This window comes from Aminobacter sp. 01T433, assembly GCF_056398585.1.
This window is the reverse complement of sequence record NZ_JBFTPR010000006.1, coordinates 76,557-96,146: the sequence shown is the minus strand read 5'-3', so window position 1 is coordinate 96,146 and position 19,590 is coordinate 76,557. Positions and strand designations below refer to the sequence as shown.

Annotated in this window: 17 protein-coding genes; 14 read left to right on the top strand and 3 right to left on the bottom strand. The window is 62.3% G+C overall.

The window, feature by feature from the left end:
• The 6 genes from AC1DLV_RS12700 (at position 1) to AC1DLV_RS12675 (ending at position 6,402) form a co-directional block, all read left to right on the top strand.
• Positions 1–966: an HpcH/HpaI aldolase/citrate lyase family protein gene (locus AC1DLV_RS12700; RefSeq protein WP_476799914.1), complete on the top strand. Its 966-nt coding sequence runs from the start codon at positions 1–3 to the stop codon at positions 964–966.
• Positions 967–979: 13 nt separating this feature from the next.
• A complete protein-coding gene (locus AC1DLV_RS12695; protein ID WP_476799913.1) occupies positions 980–2,164 on the top strand; it encodes a malate--CoA ligase subunit beta in 1,185 nt (394 codons plus the stop codon).
• An 11-nt stretch (positions 2,165–2,175) separates the two neighbouring features.
• The gene (gene sucD, locus AC1DLV_RS12690) at positions 2,176–3,075 is read left to right on the top strand and encodes a succinate--CoA ligase subunit alpha (protein WP_476789144.1); all 900 of its coding nucleotides are present in this window, start codon (positions 2,176–2,178) and stop codon (positions 3,073–3,075) included.
• A gap of 156 nt (positions 3,076–3,231) precedes the next feature.
• Entirely contained in the window at positions 3,232–4,200 is a 969-nt protein-coding gene (locus AC1DLV_RS12685; protein ID WP_476799912.1) for a 2-hydroxyacid dehydrogenase, read from the top strand.
• Positions 4,201–4,226: 26 nt separating this feature from the next.
• Positions 4,227–5,498 carry a glycerate kinase type-2 family protein gene (locus AC1DLV_RS12680; RefSeq protein WP_476799911.1) on the top strand — a complete coding sequence of 424 codons (1,272 nt, stop codon included), beginning with the start codon at positions 4,227–4,229 and terminating at the stop codon, positions 5,496–5,498.
• Between the two features lie 166 nt (positions 5,499–5,664).
• Positions 5,665–6,402: a helix-turn-helix domain-containing protein gene (locus AC1DLV_RS12675; RefSeq protein WP_476799910.1), complete on the top strand. Its 738-nt coding sequence runs from the start codon at positions 5,665–5,667 to the stop codon at positions 6,400–6,402.
• Between the two features lie 46 nt (positions 6,403–6,448).
• Here AC1DLV_RS12675 and AC1DLV_RS12670 read toward each other — a convergent pair whose 3' ends face one another.
• Both AC1DLV_RS12670 and AC1DLV_RS12665 read right to left on the bottom strand, forming a co-directional pair.
• Complete coding sequence (locus tag AC1DLV_RS12670; RefSeq protein ID WP_476800077.1) at positions 6,449–6,901, bottom strand: YcbK family protein; 453 nt, start codon at positions 6,899–6,901, stop codon at positions 6,449–6,451.
• Between the two features lie 344 nt (positions 6,902–7,245).
• Positions 7,246–7,467, bottom strand: coding sequence for a hypothetical protein (locus AC1DLV_RS12665; RefSeq protein WP_476799909.1), 222 nt, complete (start codon positions 7,465–7,467; stop codon positions 7,246–7,248).
• 1,616 nt (positions 7,468–9,083) lie between these two features.
• On the opposite strand from AC1DLV_RS12665, the gene AC1DLV_RS12660 reads away from it, so the two are divergent.
• The 8 genes from AC1DLV_RS12660 to AC1DLV_RS12625 all read left to right on the top strand — a co-directional run bounded on the left by AC1DLV_RS12660 (position 9,084) and on the right by AC1DLV_RS12625 (position 18,784).
• On the top strand, positions 9,084–9,980 hold the full coding sequence (locus AC1DLV_RS12660; RefSeq protein ID WP_476799908.1) for a class II glutamine amidotransferase: 897 nt from the start codon (positions 9,084–9,086) through the stop codon (positions 9,978–9,980).
• 4 nt (positions 9,981–9,984) lie between these two features.
• A complete protein-coding gene (locus AC1DLV_RS12655; RefSeq protein WP_476788059.1) occupies positions 9,985–10,722 on the top strand; it encodes a GltB/FmdC/FwdC-like GXGXG domain-containing protein in 738 nt (245 codons plus the stop codon).
• A gap of 8 nt (positions 10,723–10,730) precedes the next feature.
• Positions 10,731–12,059 (top strand): FMN-binding glutamate synthase family protein, encoded by a 1,329-nt coding sequence (locus AC1DLV_RS12650; RefSeq protein ID WP_476799907.1) that lies wholly within the window; start codon positions 10,731–10,733, stop codon positions 12,057–12,059.
• A 29-nt stretch (positions 12,060–12,088) separates the two neighbouring features.
• Positions 12,089–13,432, top strand: a complete 1,344-nt coding sequence (glnT, locus tag AC1DLV_RS12645) for a type III glutamate--ammonia ligase (RefSeq protein WP_476799906.1) — start codon at positions 12,089–12,091, stop codon at positions 13,430–13,432.
• Between the two features lie 83 nt (positions 13,433–13,515).
• Positions 13,516–14,769 (top strand): sarcosine oxidase subunit beta family protein, encoded by a 1,254-nt coding sequence (locus tag AC1DLV_RS12640; RefSeq protein ID WP_476799905.1) that lies wholly within the window; start codon positions 13,516–13,518, stop codon positions 14,767–14,769.
• 16 nt (positions 14,770–14,785) lie between these two features.
• Positions 14,786–15,094: a sarcosine oxidase subunit delta gene (locus AC1DLV_RS12635; protein WP_476786934.1), complete on the top strand. Its 309-nt coding sequence runs from the start codon at positions 14,786–14,788 to the stop codon at positions 15,092–15,094.
• Positions 15,095–15,096: 2 nt separating this feature from the next.
• Positions 15,097–18,159, top strand: coding sequence for a sarcosine oxidase subunit alpha family protein (locus tag AC1DLV_RS12630; RefSeq protein WP_476799904.1), 3,063 nt, complete (start codon positions 15,097–15,099; stop codon positions 18,157–18,159).
• Positions 18,152–18,784, top strand: coding sequence for a sarcosine oxidase subunit gamma (locus AC1DLV_RS12625; protein WP_476799903.1), 633 nt, complete (start codon positions 18,152–18,154; stop codon positions 18,782–18,784). The genes AC1DLV_RS12630 and AC1DLV_RS12625 overlap by 8 nt, the downstream gene beginning before the upstream one ends.
• 160 nt (positions 18,785–18,944) lie before the next feature.
• Here the strand turns inward: AC1DLV_RS12625 and AC1DLV_RS12620 are convergent, their stop codons facing one another.
• Positions 18,945–19,325, bottom strand: a complete 381-nt coding sequence (locus tag AC1DLV_RS12620) for a BRA0787 family protein (protein WP_476799902.1) — start codon at positions 19,323–19,325, stop codon at positions 18,945–18,947.
• Positions 19,326–19,590: the final 265 nt, after the last annotated feature.

Sequence of the window (19,590 nt, the reverse complement as noted above, 5' to 3'; positions counted from 1 at the left end):
ATGAGCCATACACTCCACCACCTGCGCAAGCTTCGCCTGCAGCGTAGCGAACTCGCCGTGCCGGGCTCCAACCCGGAGATGATCCGCAAGGCCGCCGATGGTGACGCCGACTACATCTTCCTCGACATCGAGGATGCTGTGGCGCCACCGGACAAGGAGCGCGCACGCAAGAACATCATCCAGGCGCTCAACGAGATCGACTGGCGCGCCAAGGGCAAGACCATTTCGGTCCGCATCAACGGCCTCGACACCCATTACATGTACCGCGACGTGGTCGATGTGATGGAGCAGGCGGGCGACAAGCTCGACACCATCCTGGTGCCCAAGGTCGGCGTTCCCGCCGACCTCTATATGGTCGACGCCATGGTCACCCAGATCGAGACGGCCAAGGGTTTCAAGAACCGCGTCGGTCTGGAAGCCCTGATCGAGACCGCACTCGGCATGGCGAATGTCGAAGCCATTGCCGCCTATGGCGGGCGGCTCGAGGCGATGCATTTCGGCGTCGCCGACTATGCCGCGAGCTGCAAGGCGCGCACCGTCAGCATCGGCGGCCTCAACCCCGACTATCCCGGCGACCAGTGGCATGCAGCCCTGTCGCGGATGACGGTCGCCTGCCGCGCCTACGGCCTGCGCCCGATCGACGGTCCGTTCGGCGATTTCTCCGATCCTGAAGGTTACATCGCCGGCGCAAAACGGGCGGCGGCGCTGGGCATCGAAGGCAAGTGGGCGATCCATCCCTCGCAGATCGAACTGGCGAATGCCGTGTTTTCGCCGCCGGAAAAGGAAGTCACCCGCGCTCGCCGCATCATCGAAGTGCTCAAGGAAGCCGAGGAGCAGGGCAAGGGCGCCGCGGCCCTCGACGGCAAGATGATCGACGCCGCATCCGAACGCATGGCCCGCAACGTGCTGGTCATGCATGACGCAATCGAGCAGTCGGCGCGCTCGCGCACCGGCCTGCCGAACTGAGGAGGAGTTCGACATGGATATTCATGAATATCAGGCCAAAGAGCTGCTCGCGCGCTATTCGGTGCAGATCCCGCGCGGCGGCCTGGCTTACAGCCCCGAACAGGCGACCTATCGCGCCAGCGAAATCGGCGGCGGCAAATGGGTGGTCAAGGCGCAGATCCATTCCGGCGCGCGTGGCAAGGCCGGCGGCATCCGCATCTGCACCACCGACAACGAGGTCTCCGACGCCGCTGAAGCCATGCTCGGCCGCAAGCTGGTGACGCACCAGACCGGTCCCAAGGGCAAGCTGGTGTCGCGGCTTTATGTCGAAGAAACCGTCGACATCCGCCAGGAGCTCTACCTCGGCATCGTGCTCGATCGTAAGTCGGAGCGCGTCATGATCGTGGCGTCAGCTTCCGGCGGCATGGAGATCGAGGAGATCGCCGAAAAGCAGCCCGACTCGATCATCCGCGCCATCGTCGATCCCGGTGCCGGCATGCAGCAGTTCCAGGCCCGCGAGATCGCCTTTGGCCTTGGCCTCGACAACAGCCTGATCGGCAAGGCCGTCGACACGCTGCTCGGCTGTTACCGCGTCTTCCGCGATTTCGACGCCTCGATGCTGGAGATCAACCCGCTTGTCATCACCAAGGACGGCAATCTGATCGCGCTCGACGCCAAGATGTCGTTCGACGAGAACGCACTTTTCCGCCGTGCCGAGATTTCCGAACTGCGCGACAAGTCGCAGGAAGATCCGCGCGAAACTTTCGCCAGCGACCGTGGCCTGTCTTACGTCGGCCTCGAAGGCAACATTGGCTGCATCATCAACGGTGCCGGTCTCGCCATGGCAACGATGGACATGATCAAGATCGCCGGTGGTGAGCCTGCGAACTTCCTCGACATCGGCGGTGGTGCGTCGCCGGAACGCGTGGCCAAGGCATTCCGTGCCGTCTTGGCCGACAAGAACATCGAGACGATCCTGGTCAACATCTTCGCCGGTATCAACCGCTGCGACTGGGTGGCAGAGGGTGTCATCAAGGCGATCCGCGAGGTTGGCGTCAACGTGCCATTGGTCGTGCGGCTTGCGGGAACCAATGTCGAGGAGGGACGGCGGATCCTCGCCGAGTCGGGCGAAAAGGTGATTGTCGCCGATACGCTCGCCGAGGCAGCCGAGAAATCGGTCGAAGCGATGCGCGCCTACTCGAAATCAAAAAAGAACTAAGGGAGGTCAAAATGGCAGTTCTCTTGAATCGCCGGACGCGCGTCATCGTCCAGGGTCTGACCGGCAAGATCGGCAGTTTCCACGCCGACGACATGAAGCGCTACGGCACCAACGTTGTCGGCGGTGTCACCCCCGGCAAGGGCGGGCTCGTCCACCAGGGCATCCCGGTGTTCAATACGGTCAGGGGCGCTGTGCGCGAGACCGGAGCCGAAGCCTCCATCGTGTTCGTGCCGCCCCCCTTTGCGGCGGACTCGATCATGGAAGCAGCAGAAGCTGGCCTCAAGCTCTGCGTCTGCATCACCGACGGCATCCCCTCGCAGGACATGATGCGGGTCAAGCGCTACATGCGCCGCTTCCGCTATGAAGACCGCATGCGCCTTGTCGGCCCGAACTGCGCCGGTGTCATCACGCCCGGGCAGGCCCTGATGGGCATCATGCCAGGCAACATCTACCTGCCGGGCCGGGTCGGCATCGTCGGCCGCTCGGGCACGCTTGGCTACGAGGCTGCCTCGCAGATGAAGGCGCTCGGCATCGGTGTTTCGACCTCGGTCGGCATCGGCGGCGACCCGATCAACGGCTCGTCCTTCAAGGACATCCTCAAGCTGTTCGAGGACGATCCCGATACGGACGCGGTGGTGATGATCGGCGAGATCGGGGGTCCGCAGGAAGCCGAAGCCGCAGAATGGGCCAGGCACAACATGCGCAAGCCGCTTATCGCCTACATCGCCGGTCTTTCGGCGCCCAAGGGCAAGCGCATGGGCCATGCTGGCGCCATCATTTCGGCATTCGGCGAATCCGCCCAGGAAAAGGTCGAGATCCTGCGCGAGGCAGGCGTGACCATCGTGCAGACGCCGGCAGCCTTCGGCCCGACAGTCGCGGGTGTGCTGGAACAGCAAAAGAAGGCCGCCTGACCTGGCCTTCGGGGAGCCGGCGCCGACCGGCTCCCCACTGCCCGACCATCCGATTATCGATGATCCATCACATGATGTGTCGTTTCGAACTGCTAGAGTGCTTGTTGCGCGTCCGTTTTGGGCGTGTGGCATTGCAAGCATGATCAAGGAATTGAAATGAAACCTCGCGTTATCGTCACGCGGCGCTGGCCCGCGGCAGTCGAACAGATCCTGGCAGAGCGCTTCGACACGACCTTCAATCAGGGCGATGCGCCGCTCGGCCCGACTGAGCTCAAGGCGGCGTTCCTGAACTTTGACGCGATCCTGCCGACCGTCAGCGACAAGCTGCCGGCGGCGGTGTTTCCTGACGCTGATGTCCGCACCAAAATCCTTGCCAATTTTGGCGTTGGTTTCAGCCATATCGACACGGATGCGGCGCGTGCCCGTGGCATCGTGGTGACCAACACGCCTGGCGTGTTGACCGACTGCACCGCTGACATCGGCATGAGCCTTTTGCTCTCCGTCGCCAGGCGCGCGGGTGAGGGCGAGCGTCAGTTACGCGCCGGCCAATGGGCCGGCTGGTGCCCGACCCACATGATCGGCACCAAGGTGACCGGCAAGACACTCGGCATTATCGGCATGGGTCGCATCGGCAAGGCCATGGCCAAGCGCGCGCATTTCGGCTTCGACATGGATGTCGTCTTCTATAACCGCTCGAAGGTCGATGACGAGGAAACCCGCGCCATGGGTGCGCGCCAGCTCGCGACCATCGAGGACGTGCTGGCGCAATCGGATTTCGTCTCGCTGCATTGCCCCGGCGGTGCCGAGAACCGCCACCTGATCAATGCGGAGCGTCTGGCCGCGATGAGGCGCGGCGCGTACCTCATCAACACGGCGCGCGGCGATGTGGTCGACCAGAAGGCGCTGATCGCAGCGCTCGACCGCGGCACGATCGCCGGTGCTGGTCTCGACGTCTATGACGGCGAGCCGGATGTGCCCGGTGCGCTGATGCGCATGGAAAATGTGGTGCTGTTGCCGCATCTGGGCAGCGCCACCGAAGAAACCCGTGTGGCCATGGGCATGAAAGCGGTCGACAATCTGACCGCGTTCTTCGAAGGCCGCGCCTTACCCGACAAGGTGGTGTGATGATCCCCGACCGCTTGGCTCCCGCCGTGACCGTACTCCGTGAACAGGCAATCACCTTGTTTCGCGAAGGCGTCGCGGCGTCGGACCCCGAGCGGGCGGTTATTGCGGCGCTCAAAAGTCGTGCCCGCGAAATCGCGGCGGCAAAGCGCGTCATTCTCATCGCCTTCGGCAAGGCCGCATGCCCGATGGCGCGCGCGGCTTTGCCCTTTGTCGCCGACAAGTTGCACATTGCCTGCGCGGTCACCAACAGTGAAAACTTGATCGGTATCGACGGCGTCGATGTCATTGCCGGCGGCCACCCGTTGCCCGACGAGGGCAGCATCGCAGGCGCGTACGCCATTGAGCGCGCCGCCCGTTCTGCCGCTCCGGGCGATCTGGTTCTGGTTCTCGTCAGTGGTGGCGGTTCGGCGCTGATTTGCGCGCCAGCACCCGGTGTTTCGCTCGCCGACAAGATCGCTCTCAACAGTGCGCTCATCCGCTGCGGTGCGGAGATCAACGAGATCAATGCGGTGCGCCAGCAGTTCTCGCGACTGAAGGGCGGGCGGCTAGCCAAGCTCGCCTCGGGCGCGAAGATGCTGTCGCTGATCCTGTCCGACGTGCCGGGCAACGATGTCGGCATCATCGCCAGCGGGCCAACCGCGCGGCCTTCTGCAAGCGTTGCCGACGCGCATAGTATCATCTCGCGCTACGGCCTGTACGACAGGCTGCCCGCCACGCTTCGTGGCCATATCGACAACCTCTCGCTGAGCGGCCCTGAAACGAGCTTCGACCATGTCGAAAATGTTATTATCGGCTCCAACAGCATCAGTCTGAAGCAGGTGATGGACTGTGCCGGCGTATCCTATCCGCTCGTCGTCAAGGCCGATGACTGGCTGAGCGGCGATGTCGCCAATGTCGCCGAGACCTTGCACCGCATGGCGATCTTTGCTTCCAGCCAGCGCGGCCCGGTCGCCATAGTGGCTGGCGGGGAGCCGACCGTTCGGGTCGCTGGAACCGGCATCGGCGGCCGCAACCAGGAACTGGCGCTGCGCTTTGCACTGCTCAACGAATGGACTTCTATCAGGCGTCCTTGGGTTTTCCTGAGCGGCGGCACCGATGGTCGCGACGGCCCAACCGACGCGGCCGGTGCCGTCGTCGATGCGGGCTCCACCACATCGATGCGCAAGCTGGGCTGCAATCCCGTGGCGCTGTTGCAAAACAACGACTCCTACCATGCGCTGGCGTCGTCGGGCGACCTGCTGATGACCGGCGCCACCGGCACCAATGTCGCCGATCTGCAAATACTGCTGATGCAGTAGTAGCGGAACCTGTCCGTCTGTAGTCGGGCGAAGTTGAGTTCCCGGCTAACTACTGTTGCGCCAGCATCGTTCGCTCCGCGCCTTTATTCACAGCTGTTGTTTCTTTTGCTGAAAATGTTTACTCTCGGTGAAATAGATTCAACGAGCAGAGGCAGGCGGCAACGATATGGCGAAAGCGAAGGCAGCGGAAAAGCAGGCGCCGTCGAAAAAGAACGGCAAGGCTATGCACGCAGCCGTTGCGGCTGCAGCCGGCAAGTCCGCTCTGTCGCGCGTTTCCCCGCTGTCCCAGGACCCGCATGCCGTTCGCGATACCCGCGAAAAAGTGCTGGAAGTGGCGATCGGCCACGAGGTCCGCGCCTTCCGCAAGAAGCTCGGTATCACCGTCGCCGACCTTGCTTCGGCCACCGACATTTCGCTTGGCATGCTGTCGAAGATCGAAAATGGCATCACCTCGCCATCGCTGACGACGCTGCAGTCCCTGTCGCGGGCGCTCGGCGTGCCGGTCACCGCGTTTTTCCGCCGCTTCGAAGAGGAGCGCAATGCTGTCTTCGTCAAATCGGGCGAGGGTGTAGATGTCGAACGCCGGGGCACGCGCGCGGGACACCAATATACTCTGCTTGGCCATATCGGCTCCGACACGTCAGGCGTGACGGTCGAACCTTATTTGATTACGCTGTCGGAAGACTCCGACGTCTTCCCGACCTTCCAGCATGACGGCATGGAGTTCCTCTACATGCTGGAGGGCGAGGTGGTTTACCGCCACAGCAACAACCTCTACCGCATGACGGCGGGCGACAGCCTCTTTTTCGATGCCGACGCACCGCATGGCCCGGAGGAACTGACCCGGCTGCCGATCAAGTATCTGTCGATCATCTCCTACCCGCGCGGCCGCGGCGGCGACTGAGGGCGGCGAGGCAAGATTGAGGTTCTTGCTCGCTCGTCCAGGCTGATCATTCTAAAGGTCGCAACGACGCAACCTTCGCTCGCGAGCAGTAGTGCCAGTCGCGCCGGGGTCCCACATCGACGTGGACGATCCCCGTGCTGCAGTAGGTGCCGACGCCGCCTATTCCATCCAGGCTACGAGCGTAGCTGGCGATCTGGCCCGGTTTCACGCCGGGGATTCTGATATCGGCGGCTTTGCACTTTGCATGCATGGAGCGACCCGACCTCGGACGATAGCCTGAGGTCACGACAGGCCGTTTTCCAAATCTTCGATGCAAGATTGCCAGCACAGCGCTGAGCTGGGCTGGAAAGCAGTTGATTGTGACATTGTCGGTCTGCTTGGTGTAGGCGACTTCAAGCTTACTCTCGAAATCGGAAGTGAGATCCTGAAGGCCTCTTGGGTGGTGAGGCTCCGGAGCCTGGCTTGCGTATAGCGAAGCCACGGACAGACTGCAGATCATGGCGCCAGTAGCAAGGGTTGTAGCTGTCGACATAGGCATTGGGGAAACTCCGGATCGAGTTGCCATTCCAAAGTGCCAGAAAGTCAGGAAACACCCTCATTAGTTGCATCAAATTGGGCTCAATTGTGGCAACATCCGCCGAGGATATGAACCTTCTGGTACTCATTCGCGGGAAAAGTCGGGCAGGCTCAGTGCTGTTGCAGTGACTAGGAGCCTTTTGATGGCGCCCCGACGACCAGCATCTTGAAGGTTCAGCAATTCGGCTAAATTGGGAGAGCGTCTGCAAGACAGACCTCGGCAAATCCTGAAGGATGAAGCGCGAGGCTATGCCGTCGGTAGCGACATCAAGGGGCGGCCAGCCGATTCGGATTATCCTTGGAATATTGCTGGAGTTCGGCAGCAGCCAGTATCATGAGGGCGTAGGCGACTTCCTTCGGTTCCCATCCTGCTCTAAAGGCATTCTTGGCGAGGCCGAGGAAAGACGGCTCTAAGGCAAACCTGCAATCAGCCTGATACTGTGGGTCCGTAACCTGACAGACGGGCGGATTGATCACCGCTTTGGCCATACTGCTACCTCGTGCACCGCCTACGCTTTGTCCCGTTCTGATTAGGTGCCGATGCGAATAGGAGGTCAATACCGACCCGAATTCACCTTCAGATTGAGGCGACAGACGGAAGTGGTACGACGCATGGGGGTGGGTCGAAAGTCCGCAGGGATCGCGGCCAGGACCCGTGTCCCCCACCGCGGCGGCATGCGACGCGCTGGACAAGCTCGTTCGGCGGCGTGAAGCGCGGCCAAGGTGGCAAGCGCAATCTGGCGTTCAGCGAGTTCGCCATGACGCGGCGCTGAGACGACTTGTCGCCGGAGAACCGCTACGGTGCGTACACGGTGACGATCTCCTACGAGGGCTTCGGGTAGGCAGTCATCTACACTGACGTCTTCTGGCTGCGATGAGGGCGGCTTGGTCTTGGTGCAACTGGTCGATCTTGGCGGTTTGCCTGGTCTTGATTGCCGAGACGGCCTTAGCGCCTCCCGGTGCCCAGAACGGAATGTTCCACTGGCTAACCTTGCCGCGATTGATTGCCGTCGCTGAAATGCTCGCCGAGGTTTTGCCTATGGCGTTGTTGAGATCGTCGCACGAAGTTGCTGCGTATTGCGATGGGTCGACTCGGCCAGAAGAAGCTTGCGACGCGCAACCCGTCGCCGAAGCTAGGGCGAGGCACAGTGCAGTCCCTCTAGACCTAAGAGCTTTCACCTTCATCGGTGCAGCCTAACAAGCCCATCTAACAATTGGAACCATCCCCGGTCATCCGGGTAAGCGGCCTCGCATTTGCGGGGCCTTTCCACAGTGCAAATGTCGATGCTCGATGCTCGATGCTCGATTTGGCCGAGCGTGTCCAGTGGTCTATGGACGAGGCCGCATGAGATAAGAGCCATCTCCTGCACGGGCATTATACACTTGCGGCGACAATTTCGAGCGGTTGGGGGGGCACCCGGAATCCCTGATCTTTCCGTGCCCCAGGATCGCCAGTTGAGCGAACGAGCGGTGGACGCTCAGGCAATGGTTCTCATTACTAGCTTCCAGGGTCTGCAATATGGGAGCCTTGGCGGGCTTGCACGACAACTGCGGGTCCGCGCTCGCAGCGGCAACCGGGGCAGCTGGGCTTCAGGAAAGACTCCGCAAGTTCCCCACTCCAGCGTTTTGCAAGGGTTCCCTCCGATCGCGCAAAGCCACCCTGTATTGGAATTACTTCTTCAGGAACTGTTCACTCGCTGTCCTGCGAAAAGCCTTGAGGGAATTCGGGCGTCCCCATTTGCTCGATTTCATTTATGGCCACCCCAGCGTTGCCGAAAAGACCGACGCGGCTTCGGCCCTTGGATGGGCTCACTACAGCTGCGCAAAAAAAGCTTCGTCGTCGATCGCGATGCCCGAATGTAGGCATCGGGCTGATGCTGCACGCAGCTGCAGCTCCCGAGATATCTGCCATCCACATGGCTGCTCTCTGCAAAGTTGAGGCCCGGCCGCGGAGTGCCGCGCCCGGGTGGGGCAGCGTTGGACGCAATGCGATTGTCAGCTGCGCGTTTGTTTTTCTACAGGAATAAAAAATTCATCACAGTTGAACTGACATCGGGAACCTGCTAGCTTTTGTCACAGGCAGCCAATCAGGTGAGGAAACTGGGATGTGCGGAATTGTAGGACTCTTTCTCAAGGACAAGTCGCTGGAGCCCCAGTTGGGCGCGCTGCTGTCCGAGATGCTTGTAACCATGACTGATCGCGGCCCCGACAGCGCGGGCATCGCCATCTACGGCGGCGGCTCCAAGGGGCACGCCAAGATCACCATCCAGACAGCAACGCCGGAGACGGATTTCAAAGGTCTCGACATCGAGCTCGGCAAGAAGATCGGCGCCAAGGTTTCGGCGACGGTGAAGTCCACCCATGCGGTGCTGGACGTGCCTGCCGACAAGGTCGAGGAAGCGCGCGCGGCAATCGCCGAACTGCGACCCAACGTCCGCATCATGGGCGCTGGCGAAGCCATCGAAATCTACAAGGAAGTCGGTCTGCCGATCGAAGTGCTCAAGCGTTTCGACATTGCCTCGATGGGCGGTAGCCATGGCATCGGCCATACCCGCATGGCCACCGAATCCGCTGTCACCACGCTCGGCGCGCACCCGTTTTCGACCGGTCCCGACCAGTGCCTGGTGCACAATGGCTCGCTGTCGAACCACAATAATCTGCGCCGCGAGCTGATCCGCGACGGCATGCGCTTCGAAACCGAAAACGACACCGAAGTGGCCGCTGCCTACCTGTCGTCGAAGATTGCGCATGGTCAGAATCTCGGCGAGGCGCTCGAAAGCAGCCTCAACGACCTCGACGGCTTCTTCACCTTCGTGGTCGGCACCAAGGATGGCTTCGGCGTCGTGCGCGATCCGATCTCCTGCAAGCCCGCCGTCATGGCCGAAACCGACCAGTACGTCGCCTTCGGTTCCGAATATCGCGCGCTCGCCAATCTGCCCGGCATCGAAGACGCCAAGATCTGGGAGCCTGAGCCGTCCACCGTCTATTTCTGGGAGCACTGAGATTATGCATTCAACAAATCTTGCGACCGCGCCTTTGCACCAGGCGAACTACGCGCCGAAGACCTTCGATCTTTCGAAGATCACTTTGCGCGAGTTCAACCAGGCTCTTCATGAAGTGAAGGATGCCGCGGCAGAATCGAACTGGGAGGTTCTCAACCCCAAGGGCAGCCACGCCGTTGCCGTCGGCGCCGAGCACGCGATCTCGATCGATGTGCAAGGCTCAGTCGGCTACTATTGCGGCGGCATGAACCAGAACAGCACGATCACCGTGCATGGTTCGGCAGGCCCCGGCGTCGGTGAAAACATGATGTCGGGCACGATCATCGTGAAGGGCGACGCCAGCCAGTATGCGGGCGCCACCGGTCGCGGCGGTTTGCTGGTCATCGAAGGCAACGCCTCGTCGCGCTGCGGCATCTCGATGAAGGGCATCAACATCGTCGTGCGCGGCAATATCGGCCACATGTCGGCCTTCATGGCTCAGTCCGGCAATCTCGTTGTCCTCGGCGATGCCGGAGATGCGCTCGGCGACTCGATCTACGAAGCGCGCCTGTTCGTGCGCGGCTCGGTCAAGAGCCTGGGCGCTGACTGCATCAAGAAGGAAATGCGCCCCGAGCACATCGCCATCCTGAAGGACCTGCTTGATCGCGCCGGCATCGCCGACGTCAAGCCGGAAGAGTTCTCGCGCTACGGTTCCGCGCGTACGCTCTACAACTTCAACATCGACAACGCCGACGCTTACTGAGGAACAAAATGAGCTATCACAATCCTCCGACGACGCCACGCAAGTCGGCCACGTTCGATGAATATGCGATGTCCGAAATCCGTCGCGCCGCCGCGACCGGTATCTATGACATTCGCGGCTCCGGTGCGAAGCGCAAGGTCCCGCATTTCGACGACCTTCTGTTCCTCGGCGCTTCGATTTCGCGCTATCCGCTCGAAGGCTATCGTGAAAAGTGCGACACTTCGGTGGTGCTCGGCTCGCGTTACGCCAAGAAGCCGATCGAACTGAAGATCCCGATCACCGTTGCCGGCATGAGCTTCGGCTCGCTGTCGGGCCCGGCCAAGGAAGCACTCGGCCGCGGCGCAACGATTGCCGGAACCTCCACGACCACCGGCGACGGCGGCATGACCGAGGAAGAGCGCGGCCATTCCAAGCAGCTGGTCTACCAGTACCTGCCGTCGCGCTACGGCATGAACCCGCGCGATCTCCGTCGTGCTGACGCCATCGAAATCGTTGTCGGCCAGGGCGCAAAGCCGGGCGGCGGCGGCATGCTCTTGGGTCAGAAGATCTCCGACCGCGTCGCCGAGATGCGCACGCTGCCCAAGGGCATCGACCAGCGCTCTGCCTGCCGTCACCCCGACTGGACCGGTCCGGACGATCTCGAGATCAAGATCCTCGAAATCCGCGAGATCACCGATTGGGAAAAGCCGATCTACGTCAAGATTGGTGGCGCACGCCCCTATTATGACACCGCACTTGCAGTGAAGGCCGGCGCCGACGTCGTCGTGCTCGACGGCATGCAGGGCGGCACGGCTGCGACCCAGGAAGTGTTCATCGAGCATGTCGGCCAGCCGATCCTGGCTTGTATCCGTCCTGCGGTTCAGGCGCTCCAGGACCTCGGCATGCACCGCAAGGTTCAGCTGATTGTCTCCGGTGGCATACGCAATGGTGCCGATGTGGCCAAAGCGCTTGCACTCGGCGCCGATGCAGTATCGATTGGCACCGCGGCACTAATCGCACTCGGCGACAACGACCCGCGTTGGGAGGACGAATACCAGAAGCTCGGCACGACTGCCGGCGCTTACGACGATTGGCACGAGGGCAAGGACCCTGCCGGCATCACCACGCAGGATCCCGAGCTGATGAAGCGCGTCGATCCGATCGCGGCTGGTCGCCGTCTGGCGAATTATCTGAAAGTCATGACGCTAGAGGCACAGACGATCGCCCGTGCCTGCGGCAAGAATCACCTGCACAATCTCGAGCCTGAGGATCTCTGCGCTCTTTCGATCGAAGCTGCCGCCATGGCTGGTGTGCCGCTAGCGGGAACGAGCTGGGTGCCTGGTAAGGGTCCCTTTTAAAACCACAAGGATTGGGAGGAGCAATTCACATGGGTACGGCCTTTGAAGCCAAAATCGATCAGTCGGAGGTGACTGATCTCAAAGAGTTCGCAAGGGCTCGCAACATCCGCTACTTCATGGTCTCGTATACGGACCTCTTTGGAGGTCAGCGCGCCAAGCTGGTGCCGGCGCAGGCCATTTCGGACATGCAAAAGGACGGAGCCGGCTTTGCCGGCTTCGCGACCTGGCTGGACCTGACCCCGGCACATCCAGACATGCTGGCTGTGCCGGATCCGCTTTCGGTGATCCAGTTGCCGTGGCGCCCGGAAGTCGCCTGGCTCGCATCTGACTGCCTGATGGAAGGCAAGGGTGTCGCCCAGGCCCCGCGCAACACGCTGAAGCGCCTCGTCGCCGAAGCCGCCAAGGAAGGCATGCGGGTCAAGACCGGCGTCGAGCCGGAGTTCTTCCTCACCACGCCGGATGGCAACCAGATTGCCGACGAGTACGATACGGCGGCAAAGTCCTGCTACGACCAGCAGGCTGTCATGCGCCGCTTCGACGTCATCGCCGAAATCTGCGATGCCATGCTCGACCTCGGTTGGAAGCCCTACCAGAACGACCATGAGGACGCGAACGGCCAGTTCGAAATGAACTGGGAGTATGACGACGTTCTCCAGACCGCCGACAAGCACTCCTTCTTCAAGTTCATGGTTCGCTCGATCGCCGAAAAGCACGGCCTGCGCGCGACCTTCATGCCGAAGCCCTTCCAGGGTCTCACCGGCTCCGGCTGCCATGCCCATATTTCGGTGTGGGATCTTGCCGGCAAGTCGAATGCCTTTGCCGACAAGAACATGGAACTCGGTCTTTCCGAGAAGGGCCGCCACTTCCTCGGCGGCATCATGAAGCACGCCTCAGCACTTGCTGCGATCTGCAACCCGACCGTCAACTCCTACAAGCGCATCAACGCACCGCGTACCCTTTCGGGTGCGACCTGGGCGCCGAACACGGTGACCTGGACCGGCAACAACCGCACCCACATGGTGCGTGTGCCCGGCCCCGGCCGCTTCGAACTGCGCCTGCCCGACGGCGCTGCGAACCCCTACCTGATGCAGGCGATCATCATCGCCGCCGGCCTCAGCGGCATTCGCTCCAAGGCCGATCCTGGCCCGCGCAGCGACGTCGACATGTACCGTGAAGGCCACACCGTCACGCATGGCGCCAAGCTGCCGCTCAACCTGCTTGATGCACTGCGCGCCTATGACGAAGACAGCGAGCTGAAGGCTGCGATGGGCGAAGAGTTCTCCGCCGCCTACGTCAAGCTCAAGCACCAGGAGTGGAACTCCTACGCTTCCCACTTCACCCAGTGGGAACGCGACCACACGCTGGACGTCTGAGGCACCCAAACAGGCATAGCGCCCGGTCTTCCAGATCGGGCGCGGGCCTCGGACACACCTCACATTTCGCCGGAACACATGCGATGAAATATTCGATCTTCTCACTCGCCAAGGAAGCCTTGTCCGGCCACAAGGGCTGGACCCGCGCCTGGCGCGATCCGGCACCCAAGAGCCACTACGACGTGATCATCATCGGCGGGGGCGGCCACGGGCTCGCCACGGCCTATTTCCTCGCCAACGAGTACGGCATCCGCAATGTCGCGGTGCTTGAAAAGGGCTGGATCGGCTCCGGCAATGCCGGCCGCAACACCACGATCATCCGCTCCAACTACGGACTTCCCGGCAATACCGGCTTCTACGAGATGTCGATGAAGCTGTGGGAGCGCATGGAGCAGGACCTCAACTACAACGCGATGGTCTCCCAGCGCGGCATCATCAACCTCTATCACTCCGACGCCCAGCGCGACGCCTTTGCCCGCCGTGGCAACACCATGCGCATCAACGGCATCGACGCCGAATTGCTCGACGCCGTGCAGATCCGCAAGGAACTGCCGTTCCTCAATTACGACAGCCCGCGCTTCCCGATCATGGGTGGCCTCATGCAGCGCCGCGGCGGCACCGCCCGCCACGATGCGGTGGTTTGGGGTTATGCGCGCGCCGCCGATAAGCGCGGCGTTGACATCATCCAGAATTGCGAAGTCACCGGCTTTGTCCGCGACCAGAATGGCAAGGTCACGGGTGTCGAGACATCGCGTGGCAAGATCAGCGCCGGCAAGGTCGGCATGGCGGTCGCCGGCAGCACCTCGCGCGTCGCCGCGATGGCCGGCATGAAGCTGCCGATCGAAAGCCATGTGCTCCAGGCCTTCGTTTCCGAGGCGATCAAGCCGCTCATCCCAGGTGTCATCACCTTTGGCGCCGGCCACTTCTACATCAGCCAGTCCGACAAGGGCGGCCTCGTCTTTGGTGGCGACCTCGACGGCTACAATTCTTACGCCCAGCGCGGCAACATGCCGGTGGTCGAGGACGTCTGCGAAGGTGGCATGGCGGTCATGCCGATGATCGGCCGCGTCCGCATGCTGCGCCAGTGGGGCGGCATCATGGACATGTCGATGGACGGTACCCCGATCATCGACAAGACCCCGGTCGATGGCCTCTATCTCAACGCCGGCTGGTGCTATGGCGGCTTCAAGGCGACGCCGGCTTCGGGCCTCGTCTTTGCCCATTTGCTGGCGCGTGACGAACCGCACCCCGAGGCTGCACGCTTCCGGCTCGACCGGTTCCGCCGCGGCGCGATGATCGATGAAAAGGGCCAAGGCGCCCAACCCAACCTGCACTGAAAGCGAGACTGGCGGAATGCGTATTGCATGTCCTTTCTGCGGCGAACGCGAGAACGGCGAGTTCACCTATCTCGGCGACGCCTCGCCCAAGCGGCCCAACTTCGCAATCGATAGCGGCGAAAGCCCCGATCGCGTCGAGGACGCTTTCCACGACTATGTCTATCTGCGCGACAACGTCGCCGGCTACATGCGCGAATATTGGTACCACGGCGGCGGCTGCCGCTCCTGGTTGATAGCCGAGCGCAACACGGTGACGCATGAATTCAGATCGGTGACGGCGGCCCCCGGCGTGGGTGCGTCCAAGCCGGTGCAGGCAGGAGAATAAAGATGTCGGGCTATTCCGGATCTGAACCGCTCGACAGGACGGCCGCACTTGAGGGCAGCACCCCCAGCGCGCGCAGCCAGGCAGCATCCGCCAGCCAGTCGCACCGGCTGCGCAGCGGCGGCCTGATCGACCGCCAGGCACCACTGCAGTTCTCCTTCGACGGCAAGGTCATGTCCGGCTTCGCCGGCGATACGCTGGCCTCGGCGCTTGTTGCCAATGGCGTCAAGCTGGTGGCGCGCTCGTTCAAATATCACCGCCCGCGCGGCATCATCACTGCAGGCTCGGAAGAGCCAAGCGCGCTCGTCGAGATGCGCACCGGTGCGCGCAAGGAACCAAACACCCGCGCCACCACCCAAGAGCTTTATGACGGGCTGGTCGCCCAAAGCCAGAACCGCTGGCCCTCGCTGCGCCGCGACTTCATGTCGATCAACCAGCTGTTTTCGCCGATCTTCGTCGCCGGCTTCTACTACAAGACCTTCATGTGGCCGGCGAAGTTCTGGGAGGCGATCTACGAGCCGATCATCCGCCGTGCCGCCGGCCTCGGCAAGAGTGCCGAACTGCCCGATCCCGATCACTACGACAAGGCCTGGGCCCATTGCGACGTGCTCGTCGTTGGTGGCGGGGCAGCTGGTCTTTCGGCCGCATTGGCCGCTGGCCGGGCCGGTTCGCGTGTCATTCTTGTTGAAGAAGACGTCCGTGTCGGTGGCCGCCTGCTCAGCGATGGCGGCGAGATCGATGGCATGCATGCGGACGAATGGGTGCGGCGCACGGCTGCCGAGCTCGCTTCGCTGCCAAATGTCCGCGTCATGGTCCGCACTGCACTGTTCGGCGTCTATGACGGTGGTGTCCATACAGCGCTCGAACGCGTCAACGACCATGTCCCGGTGCCTGGTCCGCATCAGGTCCGTCAGCGTCTCTGGCGCATCGTCGCCAAGCGCTCGGTCGTTACCGCCGGCGCCATCGAGCGGCCGATCGCCTTCCCGGGCAACGACCGTCCGGGCGTGATGATGGCCTCGGCCGTCCGCACCTATGTCAACCGCTTCGCAGCCATGCCGGGCAAGCGCGTTGCGCTGTTCACCAATAATGACGATGGCTGGCGCACGGTCGAGGCGATCCAGCAGGCCGGTGGCGACATCGCCGCTGTGATCGATCCGCGGGGCAAGGTGCCGGCGGAATACCAGGCGCTCGCCGAGCTCTCGGATCTGCGCGTGCTCTCGGGCGGTGTGTCTGACGTCAAGGGCGGCGTCGACGGTGTGCGCGGCGTCATCGTTACCGACAACAACGGTCGCAAGCAGCAGATCGACGCCGACTGCCTCGCTGTTTCGGGCGGTTGGAACCCCAATGTCGGCCTGTCCTGCTTCCATCGCGGCAAGCCTGTGTGGCGTGACGATATCGCTGCCTTCATCCCCGGCGAGGCCCCCAAGGGCATGGTCATGGCGGGTGCGGCGCGTGGCGAATTTTCCCTCGGCGCCTGCCTGCGTGACGGTCATGCAGCCGGTGCGGCAGCCGCCGCCGAATGCGGCGCTTCAGGCAATGCCGGTGAGGCATCGGAAGCCGGCGATGAGTCCTACGCGATCTCGCCACTCTGGCAGGTCAAGGCCAAGGGCAAGGCATTCGTCGACTTCCAGCACGACGTCACCGTCTCCGACGTGACGCTGGCGCAGCGCGAAGGCTTCGAGAGCGTCGAGCATCTCAAGCGCTACACCACCCTTGGCATGGCGACCGACCAGGGCAAGACCTCCAATATCACCGGCCTCGCCATTATGGCCGATGCGACCGGCCGCACCATCCCGCAGACTGGCACCACGATCTATCGTCCACCCTATGCGCCAGTGGCGATCGGCGCGCTCGCCGGCCATCACCGCGACGAGAGCTTCCACGCCTGGCGCCTGACGCCGTCGCATCACTGGGCAGCTGCACGCGGCGCGACATTCGTCGACACCGGCCTGTGGAAGCGCGCGCAATGGTATCCGCAACCGGGCGAAAAGGACTGGATTGAATCGGTCACGCGTGAAGTGCTCGCGGTGCGCAACGGCGTCGGCTTCTGCGACGTCTCCACGCTCGGCAAGGTCGACGTGCGTGGTGCCGACGCAGGCACCTTCCTCGACCGCGTCTACATCAACGCCTTCTCCTCGCTCGCCGTTGGCAAAGCCCGTTACGGCCTGATGCTGCGTGAGGATGGCATCGTCATGGACGACGGCACGACCTCGCGTATCGCCGAAGACCACTACTTCCTGACCACGACCACGGCCAAGGCCGGACCTGTCATGGCGCATCTCGAATTCTGCCGCCAGGTGCTCTGGCCCGAACTCGACGTGCAGCTGTCATCCGCCACCGACCAGTGGGCGCAGTTCTCCATCGCTGGGCCCAACACCCGCAAGCTGTTGCAGGAACTTGTCGATCCATCGGAAGACATGACCAACGAGGGCTTCCCGTTCATGGGGGCGCGCGAGGTCAAGCTGCGCGGCGGGGTCACGGCACGGCTGTTCCGCATCTCGTTCTCCGGTGAAATCGCTTTCGAGATCTCGGTTCCGGCCCGTTATGGTGCTGCCATGGCGCAAAACCTGATGATTGCTGGCCGTGATCTGGGCGTCACGCCCTATGGCACCGAAGCACTTGGCGTCATGCGTATCGAAAAGGGCCACGTCGCTGGTCCCGAGCTCAATGGCACTACGACCGCCGACGATCTCGGCCTTGGCAAGATGATGTCGAAGAAGAAGGACTTCATCGGCCGCGTCATGGCGGGTCGTGAAGGACTGACCGCGCCCGACCGTCAGGTCGTCGTCGGTATCAAGCCGCTCGACCCAAAGCGCCGCTTGCGCTCCGGTGCCCATGTCGTTCCCAAGGGTGCGATCCCGGGTCCGCAGACGGACCAGGGCTACGTCACCTCGGTCTGCTACTCGCCGATGCTGGAACAGTGGATCGGACTTGGTCTGGTCGAACGCGGCCGCGAGCGCTTTGGCGAAATCGTGCGCATCCACGACCCGCTACGCAGCGAGGACTACGAAGCCGAAATCTGCAACCCAGTCTTCTACGATCCAGAAGGAGCGCGCCAGCGTGGTTGATTATCTCTGGAACACCCAATCGCCGCTGCAGAAGGCACTCGTTCCGGGCCGTCACGGTGCGTCCGGAGCACATGCCGGCGTGACGCTCAACGAAGTGCGCGACATCGTGCTGGTGCAGGTCATGGCGCGGCGCGGCAAGGCGGCGGAAACCGCCAAGGCAGCCAAGAAGCTGTTCGGCGTCGAGGCACCTAGCACGCCCAAGGCTGTCATCGGCAAGACAGCGACGCTGATCTGGTCTGGTCCCAACCAGTTCACGGTCATTGCGCCACGCACCGACGAGGCATCGCAGCTTGTAGCCATGACCCAGGTTTTCGCTGGTTCGGCATCACTGTCCGACCAGTCGGACGGCCGCTGCCTGATCCGCGTTTCAGGTCCGCGTGGCCGTGATGCGATCGCCAAATTCTCGTCGCTCGACTTGCATGACGCGGCCTTTCCGGTCGGCACCGCGGCGAACACGTCGGTCGACCACACGGCGGTCAATTTCTGGCGCGAGGCCAATGGCGCTGACGGGCATCCGGTCTACAACATGCTGGTCTTCACAAGCTTTTCCGACAGCCTGTGGCACACAATAGTGGATTCGTCGCTGGAGTATGGCGTCGAAGCATCGAGCGCCCGCGCAGCCTAAGAAGCGTTGCACATCAACCAAACAGGAAAGCCCCGTTCGACTGGACGGGGCTTCTTCTTTTGGCACGCGGGCTTACGAACCATGCTTACATTCACCCATGAAAAAGCTCTGCCGCAAGCGCGGGGGCGCTTACGGCAGAGCTCGGTGGGATCTGACTGGATTAGGCCTCGACGCAGGCCTTGCGCAGTTGGATCAGCGAGGCCGTCGGGCGCAGCAACGACAAGGTCATGCGCTCGACGCAGAGCGGCATCACCAGCTTGGCACCATCGGCATAGAACGACCCGCCGGTCGCCCGGAACGAGCCCTTGTCGATGATGGTTTCAAGCACGTCGCGCGTGCGCAGCGGCAACAGATCGGTGCAGGTGCTCATGCGGGCGAAGATATGGCTAATGGGGACGTTGAAGCTGTCGACCGCTACGAGCGGTTCCTCGCTTCCTTCCTTCCACTCCTCAAGCGCCTCGAGCGCGTCATGAAAGGCATTCTGGAGGGTGATGGGCGCGTGGCCCTCGAAAAGTTCCGGCAGCACTTTCTGCATTGGCATGTTCCTCTTCAAGCTCGGTTGGATCGTGCTGCGGGGATGCGGATTTCGGTAGCTGACCTCACTTTCATGCGCCTCCCCAACTTGCCCTGTATGCAACATACTTGCACATGAGTTAAATGTCGTCCACTGCAAAACGCGCTGGACCAATGCTCACGAAGTTCCTGATTTTCTGCCCCGACCGGTAGTCCGATTTGTGCCAGTCAATCATCGTTCGGCCAGTGCCGGCACCACCCGAACGAATAGGAAATCTACCCGTACGGGGCGT

Excerpts from the sequence above, each read along its gene's own strand:
- AC1DLV_RS12675 (WP_476799910.1), top strand. The coding sequence starts at position 5,665 with ATGGCGAAAGCGAAGGCAGCGGAAAAGCAGGCGCCGTCGAAAAAGAAC.
- AC1DLV_RS12660 (WP_476799908.1), top strand. The coding sequence starts at position 9,084 with ATGTGCGGAATTGTAGGACTCTTTCTCAAGGACAAGTCGCTGGAGCCC.
- AC1DLV_RS12670 (WP_476800077.1), bottom strand. The coding sequence starts at position 6,901 with ATGATCTGCAGTCTGTCCGTGGCTTCGCTATACGCAAGCCAGGCTCCG.
- AC1DLV_RS12655 (WP_476788059.1), top strand. The coding sequence starts at position 9,985 with ATGCATTCAACAAATCTTGCGACCGCGCCTTTGCACCAGGCGAACTAC.
- AC1DLV_RS12630 (WP_476799904.1), top strand. The coding sequence starts at position 15,097 with ATGTCGGGCTATTCCGGATCTGAACCGCTCGACAGGACGGCCGCACTT.
- AC1DLV_RS12700 (WP_476799914.1), top strand. The coding sequence starts at position 1 with ATGAGCCATACACTCCACCACCTGCGCAAGCTTCGCCTGCAGCGTAGC.
- AC1DLV_RS12695 (WP_476799913.1), top strand. The coding sequence starts at position 980 with ATGGATATTCATGAATATCAGGCCAAAGAGCTGCTCGCGCGCTATTCG.
- AC1DLV_RS12635 (WP_476786934.1), top strand. The coding sequence starts at position 14,786 with ATGCGTATTGCATGTCCTTTCTGCGGCGAACGCGAGAACGGCGAGTTC.
- AC1DLV_RS12620 (WP_476799902.1), bottom strand. The coding sequence starts at position 19,325 with ATGCCAATGCAGAAAGTGCTGCCGGAACTTTTCGAGGGCCACGCGCCC.
- AC1DLV_RS12640 (WP_476799905.1), top strand. The coding sequence starts at position 13,516 with ATGAAATATTCGATCTTCTCACTCGCCAAGGAAGCCTTGTCCGGCCAC.
- sucD (WP_476789144.1), top strand. The coding sequence starts at position 2,176 with ATGGCAGTTCTCTTGAATCGCCGGACGCGCGTCATCGTCCAGGGTCTG.
- glnT (WP_476799906.1), top strand. The coding sequence starts at position 12,089 with ATGGGTACGGCCTTTGAAGCCAAAATCGATCAGTCGGAGGTGACTGAT.
- AC1DLV_RS12685 (WP_476799912.1), top strand. The coding sequence starts at position 3,232 with ATGAAACCTCGCGTTATCGTCACGCGGCGCTGGCCCGCGGCAGTCGAA.
- AC1DLV_RS12650 (WP_476799907.1), top strand. The coding sequence starts at position 10,731 with ATGAGCTATCACAATCCTCCGACGACGCCACGCAAGTCGGCCACGTTC.
- AC1DLV_RS12665 (WP_476799909.1), bottom strand. The coding sequence starts at position 7,467 with ATGGCCAAAGCGGTGATCAATCCGCCCGTCTGTCAGGTTACGGACCCA.